The sequence below is a fragment of the Neisseria sp. P0008.S010 genome (genome assembly GCF_051962715.1).
GTDB lineage: Bacteria > Pseudomonadota > Gammaproteobacteria > Burkholderiales > Neisseriaceae > Neisseria > Neisseria elongata.
Genome location: NZ_JBQCVA010000043.1, coordinates 1 through 19545, shown reverse-complemented (window position 1 = coordinate 19545; position 19545 = coordinate 1). Strand labels below are relative to the sequence as shown.

Here is a 19545-nt window from a genome sequence, read left to right as displayed (position 1 = left end):
GGATAGGGGCGGGGGGCGGACATGGCGGGGCTTTCTGTTTCCGTGTCAAAAACGGCAGTATAGCAAAAGGCCGTCTGAAAACGAACGCTGCGGGTTTCTGTGAGGCTCAAACATGCGGCGTTTGTTTTCAGACGGCCTGTATTTATGCCGGTTTGTCCGGCGGCGTTTGAAAGCGGACCAGGCGTGCTGTATCTGTGCCGACGCGGATTTCGCTGCCGTGGAAGCCGGGCGGAAGGGGCACTTCTATGCGGCCGAACTGCGGGTGGCCGATTTCGGCGCGCGTGCCGCCGGGAAGGCGGTGTAGGGCGATGACGGGGCAGGCGGGGCCGGCGGGATCGGGAAAGAGCGCGTCGGGCGGCAGGTAGAATGTGTCGCCAACGTTACGGCAGCCGAGCAGTTTGGCTGCCGCCGCGCTGTTCGGGTGCGCGCCCAGTTCGTCGGGGCTGCCTTCTTGAATGATGCGGCCGTCGGCCATCAGGGCGATTCGGTCGGCCATCAGGAAGGCTTCTTCGGGGTCGTGGGTAACGAGGACGGCGGGGATGTTCAGACGGCCTGCCTGTGCGCGGGTCAGGTTGCGCAGGCTGCTCCTCAGTCCGGTGTCGAGGCTGGAAAAGGGTTCGTCCAGCAGCAGCAGTTTGGGTTCGGCGGCCAGTGCGCGGGCCAGGGCGACGCGTTGTTGTTCGCCGCCGGAAAGGGTGTCGGGGCGGCGGTGTCCTTCGCCCGACAGGCCGACTTGTTCCAACATGGCTTCGGCGGCCTCTTCCGCCTGCCGTTTGGCGGTGCCGCGCATTTTGAGGCCGAAAGCGGTGTTTTGCAGGACGGTCAGGTGCGGCAGGAGGGCGTAGTCTTGGAACATCAGCGAGATGCGGCGTTTTTCGGGCGGCAGGGAGGTGATGTCCGTGCCGTCGAGCAGGACGTGTCCGCCGTCGGGGGCGGTCAATCCGGCAGCGATGTTGAGCAGGGTGGATTTGCCGCAGCCGGAACGGCCGAGGATGGCGAGCAGGCTGCCGCGCGCGACTTGGAGGTTGATGCCGTCGGCAACGGTTTTGCCGTTGAATTGTTTGCGGATGTTTTGCAGTTCGAGCATTTTCAGACGGCCTTATTCCAGTATGCTCAGACCGGGCAGGGTGGCGAAGCCTTGGTCGCGCACGATTTGGCAGAAGTCGGTCAGGTAGCCGGTGTCGCCGTCTTCGCTCCGCATGGCGGCGTACAGTTCGTTTTGCAGGCCGTTTTCGGTGATTTTGCGCGAGACGACGTAGCCTTTCTCCAGATACGGCATCACGGTCCAATACGGCAGGGCGGCGATGCCGCGGCGGCTGGCCACGAGTTGTACGATGGCGATAGTCAGCTCGCTGTGGCGGCGTTGCGGGTTGATGCCGCGCGGCAGCAGGATTTTGCGCAGCAGGTCGAGCATGTCGTCGGGGACGGGGTAGGTAATCAGGGTTTCGCCGGCAAAGTCTTCCGCCTGCCAGATTTCTTTGGCTGCGAGCGGGTGTTCGGGGGCGCAGATGCCGACCATGCCGTAGGCAAACAGGGGGCGGTAGGCAATACCCGCCTGCGGCACGGCTTCGGACACAATCGCCAAATCGGCGCGGTGGGACAGCAGCAGGCCGACGGGGTCTGCCTGAAAGCCGGATACGATGTCGAGTTCCACCTGCGGCCACAACGGGCGGAATTCGCCCATGGCGGGCATCAGCCAGTCGAAGCAGGTGTGGCATTCCACCGCCAGCCGCAGTTCACCCGCTTCGCCTTCGATAATCTGCGCCATGTCGCGTTCGGCCGCGGCCACCTGGGGCAGCAAATCCCGGGCGAGTTTCAACAGCCGCGCACCGGCAGGCGTGAAGCGCAGCGGGTTGGATTTGCGTTCGAAAAGCGGGGTTTCGTAATAGTTTTCCAGCGTGCGGATTTGGTGCGACAGGGCGGATTGGGTCAGGAATACGCGTTGCGCGGCGAGGGAAACGCTGCCGGTTTCCTCCAACGCCAGAAGGGTTTTCAGATGACGCAGTTCGATAATGGATTCCATGGGGCGGCCTCGACCGTTGGCAAAGTTGGTAAAAGAAGACCAATATTAAAATAATTCATGCGGATGGTGCAAATCCGACGGCGACAAAGCATACAATAAGGCCGTCTGAAAACGGAAAATCCGCAGCGAGGGAGTATTGCCATGAACGTTTTTTACCGATTGCCCGAAGGTTTCCCGCTTGAGGAGGCCGTGCAACGGTTTCCGCAAATATTCCGCCCGCGGCAGGCCGACAGCCACAAAGGCACGTTCGGCACGCTGGCCGTGTTGGGCGGTGCGACGGGTATGAGCGGGGCGGTGGTATTGGCATCGTCGTCCGCCTTGATGCTCGGCTGCGGCAAGGTCTGGGCCGGTTTTCATCAGCCTGCTTTGCCCATGCCGCTGATTGCCGCCTATCCTGAAATCATGCTGGATACGGCGTCGGCATTGCTTAAACGGACGGATTTGTCGGCACGCGTGGCCGGGTGCGGTTTGGGTTGCACGGCGGAGGCGGCGCAGTTGCTGCGGGCGGTTTTTCAGACGGCCTCGGATACGCCGCTGCTGCTGGATGCGGACGCGCTGAATCTGCTGGCGCATGATGGGGCATTGGCCGCCGAAGCCGCGCTGTATCCGCAGTTGGTCCTGACGCCGCATCCCGCCGAAGCCGCACGCCTGCTCGGAACGGAGACAAGCGTTGTGCAGTCCGACCGGGCAACGGCGGTGCGCCGGCTGGCCGAACGCTTCCGTGCCGTGGTGGTGCTGAAGGGGCATCGTTCCCTCGTGTGCGACGGTAACGGGATGTTGTATGAGAACCTGAGCGGCAATGCGGGTTTGGCCACGGCAGGGAGCGGCGACGTATTAAGCGGCATTATCGGCAGCCTGCTGGCACAGGGAATCGAGCCGTTTCAGGCGGCCCGCGGCGGTGTGTGGCTGCACGGTGCGGCGGCGGATGTATTGCGTGCGTCCGGCGTGGGGGAAATCGGTTTGCTGGCCGGTGAAATCGCTCCGGCCGCCCGTTGGCTGCGCAATCAGACAATTGAGAATAAATTACAATTAAGTGTTTGATAAAAGTCAAATTTTGAATGTATTCCTAACTTAATTATGGAAATGTTGTTTGTTCTTTACACGGAAAACCCTATAATGTAATTTTTATCGACACATAAAGGGAATTAAAAATGGCAGATACTTTCTTGCATTGGACTTCCGATTTGGACACCGGCATCGAGCAGGTAGATGAGCAGCATAAAATTCTGGTTAAGTATATCAATGAAATGCATGATGCCCATGTTGCGAATGACCGTAAAGGAATGGGTGTGGCTTTGGATCATTTGATCGACTACACCGTTCAGCACTTCTCCGATGAGGAAGGTTTGTTGGAAATGGCGGAATATCCCCTGTTGGATGCCCATCACCGCGTGCATGAAAATTTCGTTAATAAAGTGAAAACATTCAAAGGCCGTTTCGATAACGGCGATGATGTCGGTCAGGAAATGATGGATCTTCTGGAAACTTGGTTGTTCCTGCATATCCGCCGCAATGACCACGGTTATGTGAAACATGTGAAAGAAAAATTGGGTCTGTAAGCCGTTTTAAAATTTGAGGCCGTCTGAAAAGATATTTTCAGACGGCCTTTTTGTGTTTTATCGGCGGTAGCGCATCATCAGCGGCGTTCCATTTTCCGGCTGTATGCCAGCGAGGTGAGGATGGATGCGCCAAGCGCTCCGAAGACGACTGCCAACGAGATGGCGACAGGAATGTGAATCCAATGCAGAATCAGCATCTTGATTCCGATAAAGCTCAAGACGAATGCCAATCCGTAGTTCAGGAATACGAAGCGGTCGGCCATGTCTGCCAGCAGAAAATACATCGCGCGCAAGCCGAGGATGGCGAAGATGTTGGAGGTGAGGACGATGAACGGGTCGGTGGTAACGGCAAAAATGGCCGGAATACTGTCGACGGCGAATATGACATCACTCAGTTCGACCATAATCAGTACCATCAGCAGCGGGCTAGCAACGCGCTTGCCGTTTTCCACGGTAAAGAATTTTTCACCGTTCAATGATTTGCCGACGCGGATATGCTTTTGCAGCCATTGCAGGATTTTGTTTTGCGACAGGTCTTCGCCTTCCTCATCGCCGCCCTGTTTGACCATTTTGATGCCTGTGTAGAGCAGGAAGGCGCCGAAAATATACAATATCCATTCGAAACGGCTGACCAGCACCGCGCCGATAAAAATCATAACCGCACGCAGGACGATGGCCCCGAATACGCCGTATAACAATACCCGGTGCTGATATTGGGGCGGTACTTTGAAGTAGGAAAAAATCATCAGGAAGACAAAAAGGTTATCTACGGCCAGCGATTTTTCCAAAACGTAGCCGGTGAAATATTCTATTACTTTGGTTTTGGCGATGTTGTGGCCATAGGCGGGGTTGCTGCTGATTTCCCAATACAGCCAGCCGGCGAAGGCACAGGATACGGCAATCCAAATGGCTGTCCAGAGCAGGGCTTCTTTGGTGCTGACTTTGTGTGCGCCGGTTTTTTTCAGCGATAACATGTCTATGCCGATCATGATGAGGACGGCGATAAAGAATACGCCGTAAAACAGCGGAGAGCCGATATTGGGTTCGGGAGTCATGGTGTTTCCTTACATTCAAACTGTGATGCCGGTTAATACGGATGAGGCCGTCTGAAAGGACGTGCTTTCAGACGGCCTGCCGTGAGTCGGCGGTTATTTGACGAACTTCAAAACCTTTTTCTTTTCTGCCGTGCCGTTTTCCGGTTTTTCAGACGGCCTTTTTTCTTCCGTTTTCGTTTCCGTTTCGCCCGAGGTTTCGGTTGAGGGTTGGTAGGGTTCTATTTCAAAACCCATACCTTCGCCGGTTTCGCGGGCAAACAGGCTGGAGATGTGGCCGACAGGAATCCAGATTTCGTGCGCCACACCGGCAAAGCGGGCGGAAAAATTCACCCATTCGTTGTCGATGCTCAGATTGTGTGCGGCATTCGGCCCGATATTCAACATGATTTCGTTGTCGCGCACATATTGCATCGGTACGCGGGTGTGTTCGTTTACCCAGGCAACAATGTGCGCGGTGTAGCCGTTGTCGTTGCACCATTCGTACAGGGCACGGAGCAGGTAAGGTTTGGTGCTGCTGTTCATTCGTTGTTTTCCCCCGATGATATTTTAGCGGCGCATGGCTTTTTCGGCCGGTGTCAGTGCTTCGATAAAGGCTTCGCGCTGGAACAGACGTTCGGCGTATTTGAGCAGCGGTGCAGCGTTTTTCCCTAATTTGATGTCGTAATGATCCAAACGCCACAGGAGCGGGGCAATGGCGACGTCAATCATGGAAAAGTCGTCGCCCATGATGTATTTGTGTTTGGAAAATGCAGGTGCCAGCATGGTCAGACCTTGGGAAATGGCTTCGCGTGCTTTGGCTTGTTCTTTGGATGTAGATTCCGGTGCTTCCAAAACCTGCACATGACTGAACAATTCGCGTTCCAGGCGGTAGAGCACCAAACGGCCGCGGCCTCGTTGAACGGGGTCGCCCGGCATCAATTGGGGATGGGGGAAGCGTTCGTCTATGTATTCGTTGATGATGTTGGATTCGTGCAGTATCAAATCGCGCTCTACCAAAACAGGTACTTGGTTATACGGATTCATGACGGCCAAATCTTCAGGTTTGTTGAAAATATCCACGTCTTTAATTTCAAAATCCATCCCTTTTTCATATAGGACGAAGCGGCAGCGGTGGCTGAACGGGCAGGTAATGCCCGAATACAAAATCATCATAAGGATTACTCCGACTGAATTGAAAAGAAATATCCGCCAAGGCAGATATGATGTGTTTGAAAATTAAGAGAATGATACACAAGGCCGTCTGAAAATACTACAAATTCGTTGTATCGTGATGTTTTATTGGGGAAAAATAAAAAAGCGGAGGAATCTCCTCCGCTTGAATTTGGTCAGACAACTTAGTGAACGTCTTTCCAGTATTCTTTTTTCAGGAAATAGGCCAGCGGCAGCATTACCGCAAACAAGAAGATCAAGACGGCATAGCCGATTTGTTTGCGCTCTATCTGCGCAGGCTCACCCATGTAAACCATGAAGGCCACCAAATCGCGGGCGTAGTCATCATATTCTTTGGTAATGACTTTGCCGTCCGGTGTTTTGCGTGTCATGGAACCGGTGGATTCCCAATACAGTTTCGGAACATCTTGGCCGTGTTCGTCTTTTACCATAACGGGTTGGCCTTTTCCATCCAGCTCGACAGCTTGCACGCCTTGTTGCTGCCACAGCGGATGCGGCATACCTACTTTATTAAACGCAGTATTGTTCCAGCCGGTCGGGCGGGTTGGGTCTTTATAGAAACCGCGCATGTAGGCATACAGGTAGTCGGCACCACGCGAACGGGCAATCAGCGACAAATCGGGAGGTGCCGCACCAAACCATTTTTTTCCGTCTGCCGGAGCCATGGCGGCATGCATCACATCACCGACTTTGTCGGTGGTGAACATCATGTTTTTCTTGATTTGCTCGTCGGTCAAACCAATGTCTTTCAAACGGTTGAAACGCATGCTGCTTGCCGAATGGCAGGACAGGCAGTAGTTGGTAAAGATTTGCGCGCCGCGTTGCAGGCTGACTTGGTTGCCCAAATCGATATCGACTTTTTCGTAGTGGTGGTCGCCGCTTGCGCCGGCTAAAGCCATAGGGGTTGCCAAGGCAAAGGCAACAATCCATTTTTTCAATGTATTTTTCATTTTGCTGCCCTCATCAAACATTGGTTGCAAACAGGTATGCGCCGATTAATGTAATGGCGGTGTACACGAAGAACATTACTTTTTGTTTGCCAGTACTCATGGTTACACGTTCGGGAACCGGTTTGGTTGGATCCAGCTTGCTGTAGATCGGCATGGCTAAGAAAAACAGGAAGTAGATAGCCGATAGGGCGCGGGCAATAAAGGTGCGGGACGGAGTTGCCGCCATTGCGCCGAGGATGCCTAAACCGATAAAGGAGATAATGAACAGGACAACCGCAATTTTGAAAATCGGACCACGGTAGCGTATTGATTTTACCGGAGAGCGATCCAGCCACGGCAGCAGGGCAATCAGCACGACTGCAGCCCCCATACCGATAACGCCCCATATTTGTGTGCCAGCAAAGGACGGAATGGCACGCAAAATGGCATAGAACGGTGTGAAATACCAAACAGGTGCAATATGGGGAGGGGTTTTCAGCGGGTCTGCAGGGTCAAAGTTCGGCGCTTCCAGGAAGTAGCCGCCGCCTTCGGGTGCGAAGAACATAACGGCACAGAAGACAATCAGGAAGACCACTACGCCCAAGATGTCTTTAACGGTGTAGTACGGATGGAACGGGATGCCGTCCAAAGGTACGCCGTTTTCATCTTTCAGTTTTTTTATTTCCACGCCGTCAGGGTTGTTCGAACCGACTTCGTGCAGGGCGATAATGTGCGCTACGACCAAGCCGAGCAGTACCAACGGTACGGCAATGACGTGCAGGGCGAAGAAGCGGTTCAGAGTGGCATCGGAAATGGTAAAGTCACCACGAATCCAAACCGACAAATCTTGGCCGATCACCGGAATAGCGGAGAATAGGTTGATGATCACCTGTGCACCCCAGAAGGACATTTGTCCCCAAGGTAGCAGGTAACCCATAAAGGCTTCAGCCATCAATGCCAAGAAAATCAACGAGCCGAATACCCATACCAGTTCGCGCGGTTTTTTAAACGAACCGTAAATCAGGCCGCGGAACATATGTAGATAAACGACGATAAAGAAGAACGATGCACCGGTGGAGTGCATATAGCGGATAATCCAACCGCCCGATACGTCGCGCATGATGTATTCGACGGCGGTAAACGCAGCCGGCAGGTTGTATTGGTTCAGATTGCCGTCGGGTTTGAAATTCATGACGAGGAAAATACCGCTGACAATCTGAATCACCAACACCAAAAGTGCCAGTGAGCCGAAGAAGTACCAGAAGTTGAAGTTTTTCGGCGCGTAGTATTCAGACAGGTGGTCGCGCCACATTTTGGACAAAGGGAAACGGGCGTCCACCCAGTCCAACAATGCCTTTGCTTTGCTATTGGTTTGGTTTGCCATAATTTAAGTCCCTTTTTATGTTTCGTCGCCGACCTGGATGGTGGTGTCGCTTAGGTATTTATGGGGAGGAACAACCAGATTGGTCGGGGCGGGCGCGCCGGCGTAAACGCGTCCGGCAATGTCGAATTTGGAGCCGTGGCACGGGCAGAAGAAGCCGCCTTTCCACTCTGCACCCAAATCTGCCGGAGCGATGTCCGGGCGGTAGGTCGGCGAACAGCCCAAGTGGGTACAGATACCGATGGCGACCAAGACGTTCGGTTTGATTGAGCGGGTTTCGTTTTTGCAGTCTTCCGGCTGGTGGTTGACCTCGGAGTTTGGGTCGGTTAAGACGCCGCTTAGTCCTTTCATGTCTTTGAGTTGTTGATCCGTGCGGTTTACCACCCAAATCGGTTTGCCTTGCCATTCGGCAGTCAGCATTTGTCCGGATTCGATTTTGCTAACGTCGATTTCTATAGGTGCGCCTGCGGCCTTAGCCTTTTCCGACGGAAACCAGCTGGCGACGAAAGGCGCAGCTACGCCTGCGGCGGCCAATCCGCCCGCTCCTGCTGTTGCCAGCACGAGGAAGCGGCGGCGACCTTGATTGATTTCATGATTATCCATTATTTCAGTCATCCTAAGATTTTGAAAATACCGAGCCATTAAACCCCGTAATTCTACCTGAATTCGTAGGGTTGCTTAAAGTAGTATTTAAAATAAGGTAAATTTTTGAAGTCTTTTTTGATTTTAAGCAGGATTTTGTTCGTCAAAAAAGTAAATTTCCGTGCCGAATTTCTGGTGCAGGGCACGGGCAAGTGCCTGTATGCCATAGCGTTCTGTGGCGTGGTGGCCTGCGGAGACGAAGACTGTACCGGTTTCGTTGGCAATGTGGTATTGCGCCTCGGAAATTTCGCCGGTGACGTAAACTTCGGCGCCTTCGTCTATGGCCGTCTGAAAAAATCCCTGTGCGCCGCCGGTGCACCATGCGGCACGGCTGACGGTTTGTTGCGGATTGCCGACGACGGTGGGGGTGCGGCCGAGTTTTTGGGCGATTTCGGTAGTCAGTTCGGAAACGGTTTTCGGGGTTTTCAGACGGCCTATGTTCAGTAGGTTTTGCTCGCCGCAGGTGTAATCTGTTTGCCAGTCCATCAGTTTGGCCAGTTGGGCGTTGTTGCCGAGTTCGGGGTGGGCGTCGAGCGGCAGGTGGTAGCCGGCCATGTTGATGTTGTGGTGCAGGAGGGTGGCGATGCGTTGCTTTTTCCAGCCGGTGATGGTGGCGGGTTCGCTTTTCCAGAACATGCCGTGGTGGACGAGCAGCAGTTGTGCGCCTTGTTGTGCGGCACATTCGACGGCGGCACGACTGGCGGTAACGGCGGCAACGATTTTTTCAATTTTTTCCGTGCCTTCGACTTGGAGGCCGTTGGGCGCGTAGTCTTTAAATTGGGCGGTTTGCAGGATGTCGTCGCACCAGGCAAGGATTTCGCGGCAGTTTGTCATGATGTTTCCTTTTGCGGGTTGGCGTGGTTGGAGGCCGTCTGAAAATATAGTGGATTAAATTTAAACCAGTACGGCGTTGTCTCGCCTTGCCGTACTATCTGTACTGTCTGCGGCTTCGTCGCCTTGTCCTGATTTAAATTTAATCCACTATAAGGTAGGGCGGGGCTGTGCTGCAGTTTGGTGGGAGCTTGTTTTTAGGAAGCTTTGTGTTGGCTGTGCAGAAATTCTGCATCTTCCAACTCTGTTTGAGCTTTGCAGAAGCTCGGCACTGTTCGGTACTTCGTTTCAGACGGCCTTGTCAGCAGGATGGTGTGTTTGTTGGGTTAGGCTGCAGGTGTGTGCTGAATAGATGTGTGGTTTGGAGGCCGTCTGAAAATGTTTCAACAGTATTTAAAATCTGATGAGGACGATGTCTTTAGACTTTGCATAGCTGCGTTTTCAGACGGCCTTTTTGTCGGATTACAGTTCCCCGTAGGAGTGCAGGCCGCTGAGGAACATGTTGACGCCGACAAAGGCGAAGGCGGTGATGAAGAGGCCGATAATCGCCCACCAGGCCAATATTTTGCCGCGCCAGCCGACAACCAGCCGCAGGTGCAGCCATGTGGCGTAGTTCAGCCAGACGACAAGTGCCCATACTTCTTTCGGGTCCCAACTCCAATAACCGCCCCATGCGGCTTTTGCCCACAGTGCGCCGAGGATGGTGGCGATGGTGAAGAACAGGAAGCCGACGGCAATGGCTTTGTACATGATTTCTTCAATGGCGGCTGAATCGGGCAGGCGGCTGGCTTTGCCTTTTTCGGTGCTGCGGATGACCATAAGCTGGGCCACGCCGAGCATTGCGGCCATACAGAATGCGCCGTAGCCGATAAAGTTGGCCGGAACGTGGATTTTCATCCACCACGATTGCAGGGCGGGAATCAGCGGTTGAATCTGTTGTGCGTTGCGCGCGAGGCTGTACCACAACACGAAGCAGACGATTCCGGCCATCAGTGTGTAGACGAACACGCCCAGCCGCTGCACGGTAAAACGGGTTTCGTAATACCAGTACATCAATGAGCTGATGACGAGGAAAAGGATGAAGACTTCATAGAGGTTGGAAACCGGGATATGGCCGGCATCGCCCAACAACAGGTAGCTTTCGTGCCAGCGGACCAGGAGGCCTGTAAAGCCCGCCAAGGCGGAGATCCAACCGAAGGCGGTACCCATGCCGAGAAGGGTATTGGTTTGGCTTTTTTTGTGTGCAGCCAACAGGGAGCCGCAGGCGTAGGCGAACAGGGCGGCAAAAATCATCGCGCATTGCCACATAATCGCCGACTGGCTGCTGAGGAAGTAGCGCAGGAGGAATTTATCGCTGTTGCCGAAGTTTCCGGCATAGAGGGATACGCCGCCGTAAGCCAGTGCCAGCGAGAGCGGGACGAACCAGCGCATGGGTTTGAAAAACCAGCCCAGGCCGACGGTGCAGATTACGCTCGACCACAGGATAACGACTTCGTATACATCCATTCTGTGCGGCAGGGTGTATTGCACGAAGGCGGCAATGAGCGGGATAAGGGCGGCAAACAGCCAGTCTTTGGCATTCAGAGAGTGCCAAAAAGAACGTTCTGCCAAGAGTTCGTGCTGTGGTAGGTCGGCGTGTGTTTTAGTGTTGTCGGTGGTTTGCATCATGGTTTAAATCCTCGGCAAGCCGTTTCAGGCCTTGCAGATGTTCGGGGAATTCTCGTTGCAGGTCGCGTTCGTGCCGGCTGGACGACATGGCAAAGCGGATGCCGTTGGGTTCGAATAACAGCCAGAAGCGTTTTTCGCGGATGTAGAACATAAAGACAGTGCCCAATACCAGCAGCAGTGAGCCGATGTAAACCAACACCGCGCCTGGGGATTTCGTCATCTGCAGGCCGGAGGAGCGGACTTCTTGGAAGCTGTCCAGTTGCAACAGTACGGGTGCGGGATATTCCGTCAGGCCGGTATAGGCATCCATGGCGTGTAATAGGAAACGGTTGCGTTTGTCTTCCTGTTGCCAGGCGGGCAGGTTTTGCCGGTTTAAGGCTTCGTCTAAGGTGAGGCTGGCACCGCCGATTAGGATTTGATAGAAATAATCGCGCATTTTTTCCCGTTCGTTTTCAGGAACCGCGGTTTGGACGAATTTATCCAATTCCAGATAGCCGCCGCGGGCGAATAGGAGCAGAGTGTTTTCAACGGCTTGTTTGAATTGCGGACGGATGTCTTCCGGCGCACTGGCGGCTGCGGCTGTGCTGATGCGGCTGCGGACGGTTTCGTCGTTCATCAGTTCGCGCCAAATCATGAAGGTGTCGGCTTTGTGGCTGCTGTCGGCAGGAATGCGCAACCAACGGTATTGCTGCTCGAGGCCGGAGCGGGTGCCTGTGATGAAAAAGTAGTCATCTTCCTGCTTGATCGGCAGCATGTAGTTTTTGAACTCTATTGCCTGTCCCGCAGAGTCGCGCAGGCGGTAGATGATGCTGGGACCCAGATTGGTGAATTTTTTCTCCTGTTTCACGGCGCGGGCATCGTTGAGTTTTTGTTTCAAACCTTGCTCTTTTTCGGTCGGTTCGCTCATGTCTTCAACGTTCATCGATGTGAATTTGTCGAATTCCAAAGTGAATTTTTGTTCGCCGCCCATATTCAGCGGAAAACTGTTCATCGATGTGCCTTTCAATTCGGCAAAACGGCTGCTGTTTGCCGCCAGATCCCAAGCTTTGAATTGGAGGCCGGAGCCGCCGTCGGCAAAGCTTGCCTGGTAGATAGAGATGCCGTGCAGGGTGAGCGGGTGGTTTACCCGGATGGTGTGTTCGCTGACCTGGCCGGTTTTTTTATCGGTAACTTCCAAATCGCTGGCAAAATCACTCGGCATGCCGGTATCGTAGAAATCGATGTGGAATTTTTTCAGTTTGACCGAAAACGGCAACTGTTGGACCAAAAGCCCTTGGTCGGCATTTAGGAAAACAACGTCGGCTTCTTGCCCTTCGCTGAGGTTGACGTTACCCCGGAATGACGGATTGCCGTCGCTCAAGATGCTTTCGGGTTTGAAGTCGCGGGCAAATACCGCTGTGTTGTCAGGGGTGATTTTTCCGGTCAGCATGCCGATTTTTAATAGTAGGTTGCTGTCTATCAGGCCGCCGAGGCAGATGACGATGATGGCCAGGTGGGCAAAAATGTACCCCCATTTGTTGGCCGCCCCTTTTTTACCGGCAACCAATACCGAGCCGTCTTCACGTTCGATTTGTTTGACAGCGAAGCCGCGGACGTTGAAGTAACGCATGCCTACAGACGGGGTGAGGCCGTTTTCCAACAGGGCGGTGTGTTTCATGGCTGCAAGCGACTGCCGGCTTGCTTTCAGGCGGAACGAGCGCATTTCGCGCATAAAGGGCGGAATGTTGCGCCACAGGCAAAGGCCGGTGCTGAGCACCAGAAACAGCATGATGACGACAAACCAGATGGAGGAGTAAACGTTAAACAGGCCGAGTGCTTGGAAAATCCGGCTCCAGAAAGGGCCGAATTTGACGATGTAGTCGGTGTAGGACAGGTTTTGCTGCAAAACCGTGCCGATGACCGAGGCGATGCCTAATACGCACAGCAGCGCAACCGCGAAACGCATGGAGCTTAAAAAAGCGAACCACGGGCGGCGGATAAGCGGGATTTTTTTACCGGTTGCCATCTTTAGGGAAGAGAAATTTCGGGAAAACAAAGAGGTGGATTCTACTACAAATCGGGCTGCCGATACGTTGGATGTACCGGCAGCCCGATGGTCATTGTTTATTCCAATGGTGGTATTCAGACGGCCTTTATCAGGTGGAGGCCGTCTGAAAATCAGTGCAGTCCTTGGATGAAGTTGGCTACGGCGTTCATCTCTTCTTCAGACATGCGTTTGACTACGTCTTCCATCATGTTGTTGGGACTTTTGCGCTGGCCGGAGGCATAGGCTTTCAGCTGCGTCATGGTGTAGTCTTTGTGCTGGCCGCCTAAGCGCGGATAGGCGGAAACGTCGGTGCCGCTGCCCGGCATACCCGCGCCGCTTGGGCCGTGGCAAGCCATGCAGGCAGGCAGTTTTTTCTCGGACAGCCCGCCGCGGAAAATTTTGGCACCTAAGTCCAGATTGTCTTTCGGATTAGCTTCGCCCGGTTTCGGAGTTTGGGTGGCATAGAAAGCGGCCACGTCGGCAATATCCTGCGCACTCAGGCTGCCCACCATCGGGCGCATTGCTGCCGCTCCGCCGGTTGTCCGTTTGCCGTCTTTGATGGCAACGGTTTCTTTAATTATGTATGTGGCATGTTGCGCCGAAAGTTTCGGGTAGGAGGAAATGCCGCTGTTACCGTCGGCGGCATGACACGCCGCGCATACGGTTTGGGCGATCTGCTTGCCTTTGGCCAAATCGGCCTTCGGCGCGGCAAACACCGCACCGCACGCCAATGCCAGAGTCAGTAAGGTGGTACGTTTCATGGAAGGCTCCTGATTGCGGCATTGCGGTATCCGCAATACCCTTTTTTATCTGTGATACTCAAAATATGCGGCGGAATTCCGCCGCTTTAAACCGATTATTCGGCAAACGTGGTATTCTATACCAAATTTACCTGTTTTTTCCATAGTTATGAACTTATTTCAAAACGCAAAATTTTTTACTACGGTAAACCACTTGAAAGATTTGCCCGATACGGGAGCCGAAATAGCCTTTGTCGGACGGTCCAACGCGGGCAAATCCAGCGCGATCAATACGCTGTGCAACCATGTTCGGCTGGCCTATGTATCAAAAACGCCCGGCCGTACGCAGCATATCAACTTTTTCGAACTGGCCAACGGTCATTTTATGGTTGATTTGCCCGGTTACGGCTACGCGGCCGTACCGGAGGCGGTGCGTCAGCATTGGGTAACCCTGTTGGGTGATTATTTGCAGACACGGCGGCAACTCATCGGTTTGGTGCTGATTATGGACTGCCGTCATCCACTCAAGCCGCTGGATATACAAATGCTGGATTTTTTCGCCAAAACCGGCAGGCCTGTGCATATCCTGCTTTCAAAGGCCGACAAATTATCTAAGAACGAACAGATTAAAACCTTGTCTTCTGTCAAGAAAGCGTTAAAACCGTTTTCAGGGCGGCAGGATGTGTCGGTGCAACTGTTTTCGAGTTTGAAAAAGCAGGGCATGGAAGAAGTGGAAAACGTGGTGGGCGGCTGGTTTGCACGGTTGGAGCCGGAGCCGGCGGAAGAAGGTTGTCATGTCTGAACATATTTGGGACATCCGCCCGGCCGAAATTTGATTCTGATACTTGAAGCCGTCTGAAAAGGCGGGTATTGTAATCGAAAGAGATTCACATTCAGGTAAATGATGCCGTCTGAAAACCGTTTTTCCGGTTTCAGGTGGCCTTTTCAGGAGAAAAATATGCAACAGCCCGACAATCCCGACCGCCGCAAACTGCTCAAAACCGCTGCCGCCGTTTCGGCCGCCGCCGCACTGACGGCCTGCGGACAAGGCGGCCAATCCGCTCAAACGGCTTCATCGCCCGAGGGCAAAGCCGCCGCTGACTGCTCCGGCAACGGCAGCCACAGCCAAACTTCCTACGACTGCTACGGCGTACATCAGGCCGGCATTACCACGCCGCACCAAACCTTCGGCATCCTCTGCGCCTTCGACGTTACCGTTTCCGATATTTCCCAGCTCATCAACTATTTCCGCACCCTGACCGCCCGCATCGAATTTCTGACCAAAGGCGGAGAACTGGTGGACGGCGACGACAAGCTGCCGCCTGCCGGCAGTGGCTTGCTGGGCAAAACCGTCCCGCCCGACGGCCTGACCGTTACCGTATCCGTCGGCGCGAGCCTGTTTGACGCACGTTTCGGGCTGGGCGGCAAAAAGCCCAAGCATTTGCAGGAAATGAAGGATTTCCCCAACGACAAACTGCAAAAAGAATGGTGCGACGGCGACATCGGCATCCAAATCTGCGCTTTTTCGCCCGAAACCTGTCAAAACGCCCTGCGCGACATCATCAAAAACACCGCCAAATACGCGATTACCCGTTGGTCGCTGGACGGCTGGCTGCCCAAGGCCGAGCCGGGCGCGATTGCGTCGCGCAACCTGTTAGGCTTCCGCGACGGTACGGCCAACCCCGACGTCAGCAAGCCTGAAATCGCCGACCAAGTATTGTGGACGGGCGTGGCTTCCAACAGTTTGGACGAACCGGCATGGACGAAAAACGGCAGCTATCAGGCCATACGCATCATCCGTCATTTTGTCGAATTTTGGGACAGGACGCCCTTGCAGGAGCAACAGGCCATTTTCGGCCGTGAAAAATACAGCGGTGCGCCCTTGGGCATGAAAAAAGAGGGCGACATTCCCGACTATGCCAAAGACCCGGAAGGCAAGGCCATCCCCACCGACAGCCATATACGGCTGGGCAATCCGCGCGATCCCGAGTTCATGAAAAAGCATTTGCTGTTCCGCCGCCCGTTCAACTATTCCATGGGTTTGGCCAAGTCCGGCCAGTTGGACGTCGGCCTGATTCTGGTTATGTATCAGGCCAATCTTGCCGACGGTTTCATCTTTGTGCAAAACCTACTCAATCTGGAACCTTTGGAGGAATACATCAGCCCGTTCGGCGGCGGTTATTTCTTCACCCTCCCCGGCGTGGAAAAGGGCGGCTTCCTCGGCCAAAGCCTGCTGTTAGACAAATAAACGCGCCCGCCGCAGTTTGAGGCCGTCTGAAAACCCGTTTCCGTATCGCAAGCGGGTTTTCAGACGGCCTCTGTATCGGCAGGCAGATTTGCAGTGCGGCGCAAATCGGTTTATAACCGCCGTTTTCCCAATTCGGAGTTGCCCCCATGCCTTTGCAAGACAAGCTGCCGCACCCCATCCTGCCCGACGGTACGCGCAACGAAATTCAGGCGCGCGAAAGCTATCATTTGCTGAAAATCATGTCTGAGTTCGTCGAGGCAGGCGAAGAACTGCGCGCCATCTATCCCGCCGTCAGCATATACGGCAGCGCGCGCACGCCGGTAAACCATCCTGACTACCTGTTGGCCGAACTGATTGCCCGCCGCCTCTCGGATGCGGGCTTCGCGGTGATTTCCGGCGGCGGGCCGGGGATTATGGAGGCGGCCAACAAGGGCGCGTTTGCCGGACGCAGTCCCGCCGTCGGCCTCAATATCGTGCTGCCGCATGAGCAGCGGGCCAATCCGTATCAGGATTTGTCGGTTAAATTCCAACATTTTTTCCCGCGCAAAGTGATGTTTGTGAAACATGCGGTGGCGTATGTGGTGATGCCCGGCGGCTTCGGCACGCTGGACGAATTGTTTGAAAGCCTGACGCTGGTGCAGACCGGCAAAATTCCGCCCCGTCCGATTATTTTGGTCGGCCGCGATTTCTGGCAGGGGATGATTGATTGGATAGCCGACCGGCTTTTGACGCGCGGCTTTATCAAGCCCGACGATTTGGATTTGTTTGAAACGGCCGACACCGCCGACGAAGTAACCGATATTATTTTCCGCCATTACGAAAACTGTACCGACGGGTTCTGCATCAATCCGAACACCGATTGGGAATTGGGTTTGTAAGGGCGCAGGAGGGAGCGATGCAGCCTAAACTGCTTATCTTCGATTGGGACGGCACGCTGGCCGACACCACCAATCCGATTATCGAAACCGTGCAGCAGGCCTTTTACGAATGCGGGCTGGCCAAACCGCCGGCCGACCGAATCCGCAATTTAATAGGCCGCAGCCTGATGCAGATGATGCAGCAGCTTGCCCCGTCTGCGGGCATGGGCAAGCATGAAGAACTGGTGGAAACTTATGCCGCGCATTATCTGAATCCGAACAACCGCCATATGCGGCTGTTTCCCGACGTGCTGCCTACCTTGGAGCGTCTGCGGGAGGCGGGATATTGGCTGTCGGTGGCCACGGGCAAGGGGCGCAGCGGTTTGAATCAGGCCATAGCCCAAACCGGGACGGGGGTTTTTTGGCTGGCAACGGCCTGCGCGTCCGAATGCCCGTCCAAGCCCGCGCCCGATATGGTGTGGCGGCTGTGCGACGAACTGGGCGTGATGCCGTCTGAAAGCATCGTCATCGGTGATACCGCCTTCGATCTCGAAATGGCCGCCCATGCCGGTGCGCGCGGGATAGGCGTGGCAACGGGCGCGCACAGCCGCGAAACCTTGCAGAGCGCGCCGAACATCGGTATCTTGTCGTGCTTTGGCGAGCTGGAAGGCTTTTTGCAATGGCAAGGAAGCATAGAGGCCGTCTGAAAACTAAAGCAGACACCGTTTGCACATCAGGAAAATCATTATGAGCTTTAAAATCCAACGCGAAGAAGAACAGCAACAGGCACAATCGGGCTTCCATCCTTCGTCCGGGCCGTCTGAAAACGAAAGCTGGGAGCGCGACACGCTCTACAAGCTGTTGATGAGCGTACACAAGGAGCAACGCAGCAGCCGCTTGTGGCGCAATATTTGGCGCGGTGTCGGCGCGATGCTGTTTGCCGGCACGCTGTTCACCATGTACAGCTGCAGCAGCGGCGGCACCGGTACCGGCGGAAACAGTTTGGGCAGCGCGTTGCACAAACAGTCGAAAGAACACACTGCCGTCATCCGGTTGGACGGCGTTATCGGCGGCGGTTATCAAGACCAAGTGGCGATGCTGCGCGACGGATTGGAAGCCGCCTACGCCAACGGCAAAGTCAAAGGCATCATTATCCGTGCCAACAGCCCCGGCGGTTCGCCCGTCATCTCGAATACCGCCTTTGAAGAAGTGCGCCGTCTGAAAGCGGAACACAAAGACATCCCGCTGTATGTCGTTACCGAGGACATGTGTGCTTCCGGCTGCTACTACATCGCGGCTGCTGCGGACAAAATCTATGCCGACCCGTCCAGCCTGGTGGGCAGCATAGGCGTCATCGGCGGCAGCTTCGACTTTACGGAGCTGATGGACAAAGTCGGTGTCAAACGCCGCCTGAGAACCGCCGGCAGCAACAAAGGCATGGGCGACCCCTTCTCGCCGGAAACGCCCGAACAGCAGGCCATCTGGCAGCAAATGCTCAACGACATACACGGCGAATTTATCAAAGCCGTCAAGTTGGGGCGCGGCAGCCGCCTGAAGGACAACGATCCCGAAATATTCAGCGGCCGCGTTTACACCGGTTTGGAAGCGAAGAAAAATGGACTGATAGACGACTTCGGCAACATTTACAGCGTCGCCCGCGATGTCGTCAAAGCCCCCGAATTGGTGGATTACACGCCTGACGAAGACGATTTGGCACGCGCCATCAGCCGCCGCCTCAACGGCGAAGTGCAAAACCAAGTAAGGGAAGGCCTGCAAAACCTGGCCAAACCCGGCTGGTAAATCGGCAAACGCCGGAGGCCGTCTGAAAAGTGAGCGGGCCTCCAAATCTTGGACATCCGATAAGAGCTTATTCAGGCACTCTGTGCAAGCTGGGTTCTGTATGCGGCAGGACTCAGCTTTTTTAATTTCAAACTGCAATGCTCCCGGTTGTAGTAGTCCGTATAATCGTCTATCTGTTTCATCAATTCTTCCACCGTCAATTCTCCTGCACGGTAGAAACACCCCGTCTTCAATACCGCAAAGAAGCTCTCCATCGGTACATTGTCCCAACAGTTCGCCTTACGCGACATGCTTTGAACCATGGAATGTTGGGCAAGTAATTCCCTATATCCCGCCGTACGGTACGGTACGCTTTGGTCGGAATGCAGCATCGTTCCTTTGCCGGTCAGATGGGAGGCGGCTTTTTCGATCATTTGCGCCGCCATTTCGCCGTTGGCATTACGATAGGCTTTTTTAACCTGTATTTTGGCTTTCAGCTCATATTCTTCATCAACCGTACTGCTTTTTTGCGGTGGTCGGTCATGATTTTGTCTCGGCCTGAGACCTTTGCAAAAAGCCCTTCCCCCGACAGCCGAAACCCAAACACAGGTTTTCGGCCGTTTTCGCCCCTAATTGC

General features: G+C 54.5%; 20 protein-coding genes and 1 pseudogene. 7 read left to right on the top strand and 14 right to left on the bottom strand.

Annotated elements, in window-relative coordinates:
* Positions 1–142: 142 nt before the first annotated feature.
* Positions 143–1087 carry an ABC transporter ATP-binding protein gene (locus ACTHSL_RS10030; protein ID WP_440381293.1) on the bottom strand — a complete coding sequence of 315 codons (945 nt, stop codon included), beginning with the start codon at positions 1085–1087 and terminating at the stop codon, positions 143–145.
* 12 nt (positions 1088–1099) lie between these two features.
* A complete protein-coding gene (locus tag ACTHSL_RS10025; RefSeq protein WP_440381292.1) occupies positions 1100–2023 on the bottom strand; it encodes a LysR family transcriptional regulator in 924 nt (307 codons plus the stop codon).
* A gap of 141 nt (positions 2024–2164) precedes the next feature.
* Between ACTHSL_RS10025 and ACTHSL_RS10020 the strand changes: the two genes are divergently transcribed.
* Positions 2165–3064 (top strand): NAD(P)H-hydrate dehydratase, encoded by a 900-nt coding sequence (locus ACTHSL_RS10020; protein WP_440381291.1) that lies wholly within the window; start codon positions 2165–2167, stop codon positions 3062–3064.
* A 110-nt stretch (positions 3065–3174) separates the two neighbouring features.
* The gene (locus tag ACTHSL_RS10015; protein WP_003772405.1) at positions 3175–3582 is read left to right on the top strand and encodes a bacteriohemerythrin; all 408 of its coding nucleotides are present in this window, start codon (positions 3175–3177) and stop codon (positions 3580–3582) included.
* A 77-nt stretch (positions 3583–3659) separates the two neighbouring features.
* Here ACTHSL_RS10015 and ACTHSL_RS10010 read toward each other — a convergent pair whose 3' ends face one another.
* The 11 genes and pseudogenes from ACTHSL_RS10010 to ACTHSL_RS09960 form a co-directional block, all read right to left on the bottom strand.
* Positions 3660–4637 carry a TerC family protein gene (locus tag ACTHSL_RS10010; RefSeq protein ID WP_440381290.1) on the bottom strand — a complete coding sequence of 326 codons (978 nt, stop codon included), beginning with the start codon at positions 4635–4637 and terminating at the stop codon, positions 3660–3662.
* Between the two features lie 93 nt (positions 4638–4730).
* Complete coding sequence (locus ACTHSL_RS10005) at positions 4731–5159, bottom strand: ClpXP protease specificity-enhancing factor (protein WP_003772408.1); 429 nt, start codon at positions 5157–5159, stop codon at positions 4731–4733.
* Between the two features lie 24 nt (positions 5160–5183).
* Positions 5184–5789 (bottom strand): glutathione S-transferase N-terminal domain-containing protein, encoded by a 606-nt coding sequence (locus ACTHSL_RS10000; protein WP_070455332.1) that lies wholly within the window; start codon positions 5787–5789, stop codon positions 5184–5186.
* 182 nt (positions 5790–5971) lie between these two features.
* Complete coding sequence (locus tag ACTHSL_RS09995; RefSeq protein ID WP_440381289.1) at positions 5972–6757, bottom strand: cytochrome c1; 786 nt, start codon at positions 6755–6757, stop codon at positions 5972–5974.
* A 13-nt stretch (positions 6758–6770) separates the two neighbouring features.
* The gene (locus ACTHSL_RS09990; RefSeq protein ID WP_074897417.1) at positions 6771–8120 is read right to left on the bottom strand and encodes a cytochrome b; all 1350 of its coding nucleotides are present in this window, start codon (positions 8118–8120) and stop codon (positions 6771–6773) included.
* Between the two features lie 15 nt (positions 8121–8135).
* Positions 8136–8720, bottom strand: coding sequence for a ubiquinol-cytochrome c reductase iron-sulfur subunit (gene petA, locus ACTHSL_RS09985; RefSeq protein ID WP_440381288.1), 585 nt, complete (start codon positions 8718–8720; stop codon positions 8136–8138).
* Positions 8721–8843: 123 nt separating this feature from the next.
* A complete protein-coding gene (locus ACTHSL_RS09980) occupies positions 8844–9593 on the bottom strand; it encodes a Nif3-like dinuclear metal center hexameric protein (protein WP_440381287.1) in 750 nt (249 codons plus the stop codon).
* Positions 9594–9637: 44 nt separating this feature from the next.
* A pseudogene (locus tag ACTHSL_RS09975) lies at positions 9638–9745 on the bottom strand (IS5/IS1182 family transposase); the annotation flags it as partial.
* A gap of 307 nt (positions 9746–10052) precedes the next feature.
* A complete protein-coding gene (gene ccsB / locus ACTHSL_RS09970; RefSeq protein ID WP_440381286.1) occupies positions 10053–11258 on the bottom strand; it encodes a c-type cytochrome biogenesis protein CcsB in 1206 nt (401 codons plus the stop codon).
* Positions 11233–13263, bottom strand: a complete 2031-nt coding sequence (locus tag ACTHSL_RS09965) for a cytochrome c biogenesis protein ResB (RefSeq protein ID WP_440381285.1) — start codon at positions 13261–13263, stop codon at positions 11233–11235. Before ACTHSL_RS09965 ends, ccsB begins: the two co-directional genes overlap by 26 nt.
* 152 nt (positions 13264–13415) lie before the next feature.
* Positions 13416–14045: a c-type cytochrome gene (locus ACTHSL_RS09960; RefSeq protein WP_107919500.1), complete on the bottom strand. Its 630-nt coding sequence runs from the start codon at positions 14043–14045 to the stop codon at positions 13416–13418.
* A gap of 148 nt (positions 14046–14193) precedes the next feature.
* Between ACTHSL_RS09960 and yihA the strand changes: the two genes are divergently transcribed.
* The 5 genes from yihA to ACTHSL_RS09935 all read left to right on the top strand — a co-directional run bounded on the left by yihA (position 14194) and on the right by ACTHSL_RS09935 (position 18929).
* The gene (gene yihA / locus ACTHSL_RS09955) at positions 14194–14826 is read left to right on the top strand and encodes a ribosome biogenesis GTP-binding protein YihA/YsxC (RefSeq protein ID WP_440381284.1); all 633 of its coding nucleotides are present in this window, start codon (positions 14194–14196) and stop codon (positions 14824–14826) included.
* A gap of 156 nt (positions 14827–14982) precedes the next feature.
* Positions 14983–16272, top strand: a complete 1290-nt coding sequence (efeB, locus tag ACTHSL_RS09950; RefSeq protein WP_440381283.1) for an iron uptake transporter deferrochelatase/peroxidase subunit — start codon at positions 14983–14985, stop codon at positions 16270–16272.
* A gap of 146 nt (positions 16273–16418) precedes the next feature.
* Positions 16419–17150 (top strand): TIGR00730 family Rossman fold protein, encoded by a 732-nt coding sequence (locus tag ACTHSL_RS09945; protein WP_440381282.1) that lies wholly within the window; start codon positions 16419–16421, stop codon positions 17148–17150.
* A gap of 17 nt (positions 17151–17167) precedes the next feature.
* Positions 17168–17836 carry an HAD hydrolase-like protein gene (locus ACTHSL_RS09940; RefSeq protein WP_440381281.1) on the top strand — a complete coding sequence of 223 codons (669 nt, stop codon included), beginning with the start codon at positions 17168–17170 and terminating at the stop codon, positions 17834–17836.
* A gap of 40 nt (positions 17837–17876) precedes the next feature.
* Positions 17877–18929 (top strand): S49 family peptidase, encoded by a 1053-nt coding sequence (locus ACTHSL_RS09935; protein WP_440381280.1) that lies wholly within the window; start codon positions 17877–17879, stop codon positions 18927–18929.
* A gap of 71 nt (positions 18930–19000) precedes the next feature.
* On the opposite strand, the gene ACTHSL_RS09930 is transcribed toward ACTHSL_RS09935, so the two are convergent.
* Positions 19001–19342: a transposase gene (locus ACTHSL_RS09930; RefSeq protein ID WP_440381279.1), complete on the bottom strand. Its 342-nt coding sequence runs from the start codon at positions 19340–19342 to the stop codon at positions 19001–19003.
* Between the last annotated feature and the right edge of the window lie 203 nt (positions 19343–19545).

Coding starts and splice junctions, on each gene's coding strand:
- ACTHSL_RS10030 (WP_440381293.1), bottom strand. CDS start 1,087: ATGCTCGAACTGCAAAACATCCGCAAACAATTCAACGGCAAAACCGTT.
- ACTHSL_RS10025 (WP_440381292.1), bottom strand. CDS start 2,023: ATGGAATCCATTATCGAACTGCGTCATCTGAAAACCCTTCTGGCGTTG.
- ACTHSL_RS10020 (WP_440381291.1), top strand. CDS start 2,165: ATGAACGTTTTTTACCGATTGCCCGAAGGTTTCCCGCTTGAGGAGGCC.
- ACTHSL_RS10015 (WP_003772405.1), top strand. CDS start 3,175: ATGGCAGATACTTTCTTGCATTGGACTTCCGATTTGGACACCGGCATC.
- ACTHSL_RS10010 (WP_440381290.1), bottom strand. CDS start 4,637: ATGACTCCCGAACCCAATATCGGCTCTCCGCTGTTTTACGGCGTATTC.
- ACTHSL_RS10005 (WP_003772408.1), bottom strand. CDS start 5,159: ATGAACAGCAGCACCAAACCTTACCTGCTCCGTGCCCTGTACGAATGG.
- ACTHSL_RS10000 (WP_070455332.1), bottom strand. CDS start 5,789: ATGATGATTTTGTATTCGGGCATTACCTGCCCGTTCAGCCACCGCTGC.
- ACTHSL_RS09995 (WP_440381289.1), bottom strand. CDS start 6,757: ATGAAAAATACATTGAAAAAATGGATTGTTGCCTTTGCCTTGGCAACC.
- ACTHSL_RS09990 (WP_074897417.1), bottom strand. CDS start 8,120: ATGGCAAACCAAACCAATAGCAAAGCAAAGGCATTGTTGGACTGGGTG.
- petA (WP_440381288.1), bottom strand. CDS start 8,720: ATGGATAATCATGAAATCAATCAAGGTCGCCGCCGCTTCCTCGTGCTG.
- ACTHSL_RS09980 (WP_440381287.1), bottom strand. CDS start 9,593: ATGACAAACTGCCGCGAAATCCTTGCCTGGTGCGACGACATCCTGCAA.
- ccsB (WP_440381286.1), bottom strand. CDS start 11,258: ATGATGCAAACCACCGACAACACTAAAACACACGCCGACCTACCACAG.
- ACTHSL_RS09965 (WP_440381285.1), bottom strand. CDS start 13,263: ATGGCAACCGGTAAAAAAATCCCGCTTATCCGCCGCCCGTGGTTCGCT.
- ACTHSL_RS09960 (WP_107919500.1), bottom strand. CDS start 14,045: ATGAAACGTACCACCTTACTGACTCTGGCATTGGCGTGCGGTGCGGTG.
- yihA (WP_440381284.1), top strand. CDS start 14,194: ATGAACTTATTTCAAAACGCAAAATTTTTTACTACGGTAAACCACTTG.
- efeB (WP_440381283.1), top strand. CDS start 14,983: ATGCAACAGCCCGACAATCCCGACCGCCGCAAACTGCTCAAAACCGCT.
- ACTHSL_RS09945 (WP_440381282.1), top strand. CDS start 16,419: ATGCCTTTGCAAGACAAGCTGCCGCACCCCATCCTGCCCGACGGTACG.
- ACTHSL_RS09940 (WP_440381281.1), top strand. CDS start 17,168: ATGCAGCCTAAACTGCTTATCTTCGATTGGGACGGCACGCTGGCCGAC.
- ACTHSL_RS09935 (WP_440381280.1), top strand. CDS start 17,877: ATGAGCTTTAAAATCCAACGCGAAGAAGAACAGCAACAGGCACAATCG.
- ACTHSL_RS09930 (WP_440381279.1), bottom strand. CDS start 19,342: ATGATCGAAAAAGCCGCCTCCCATCTGACCGGCAAAGGAACGATGCTG.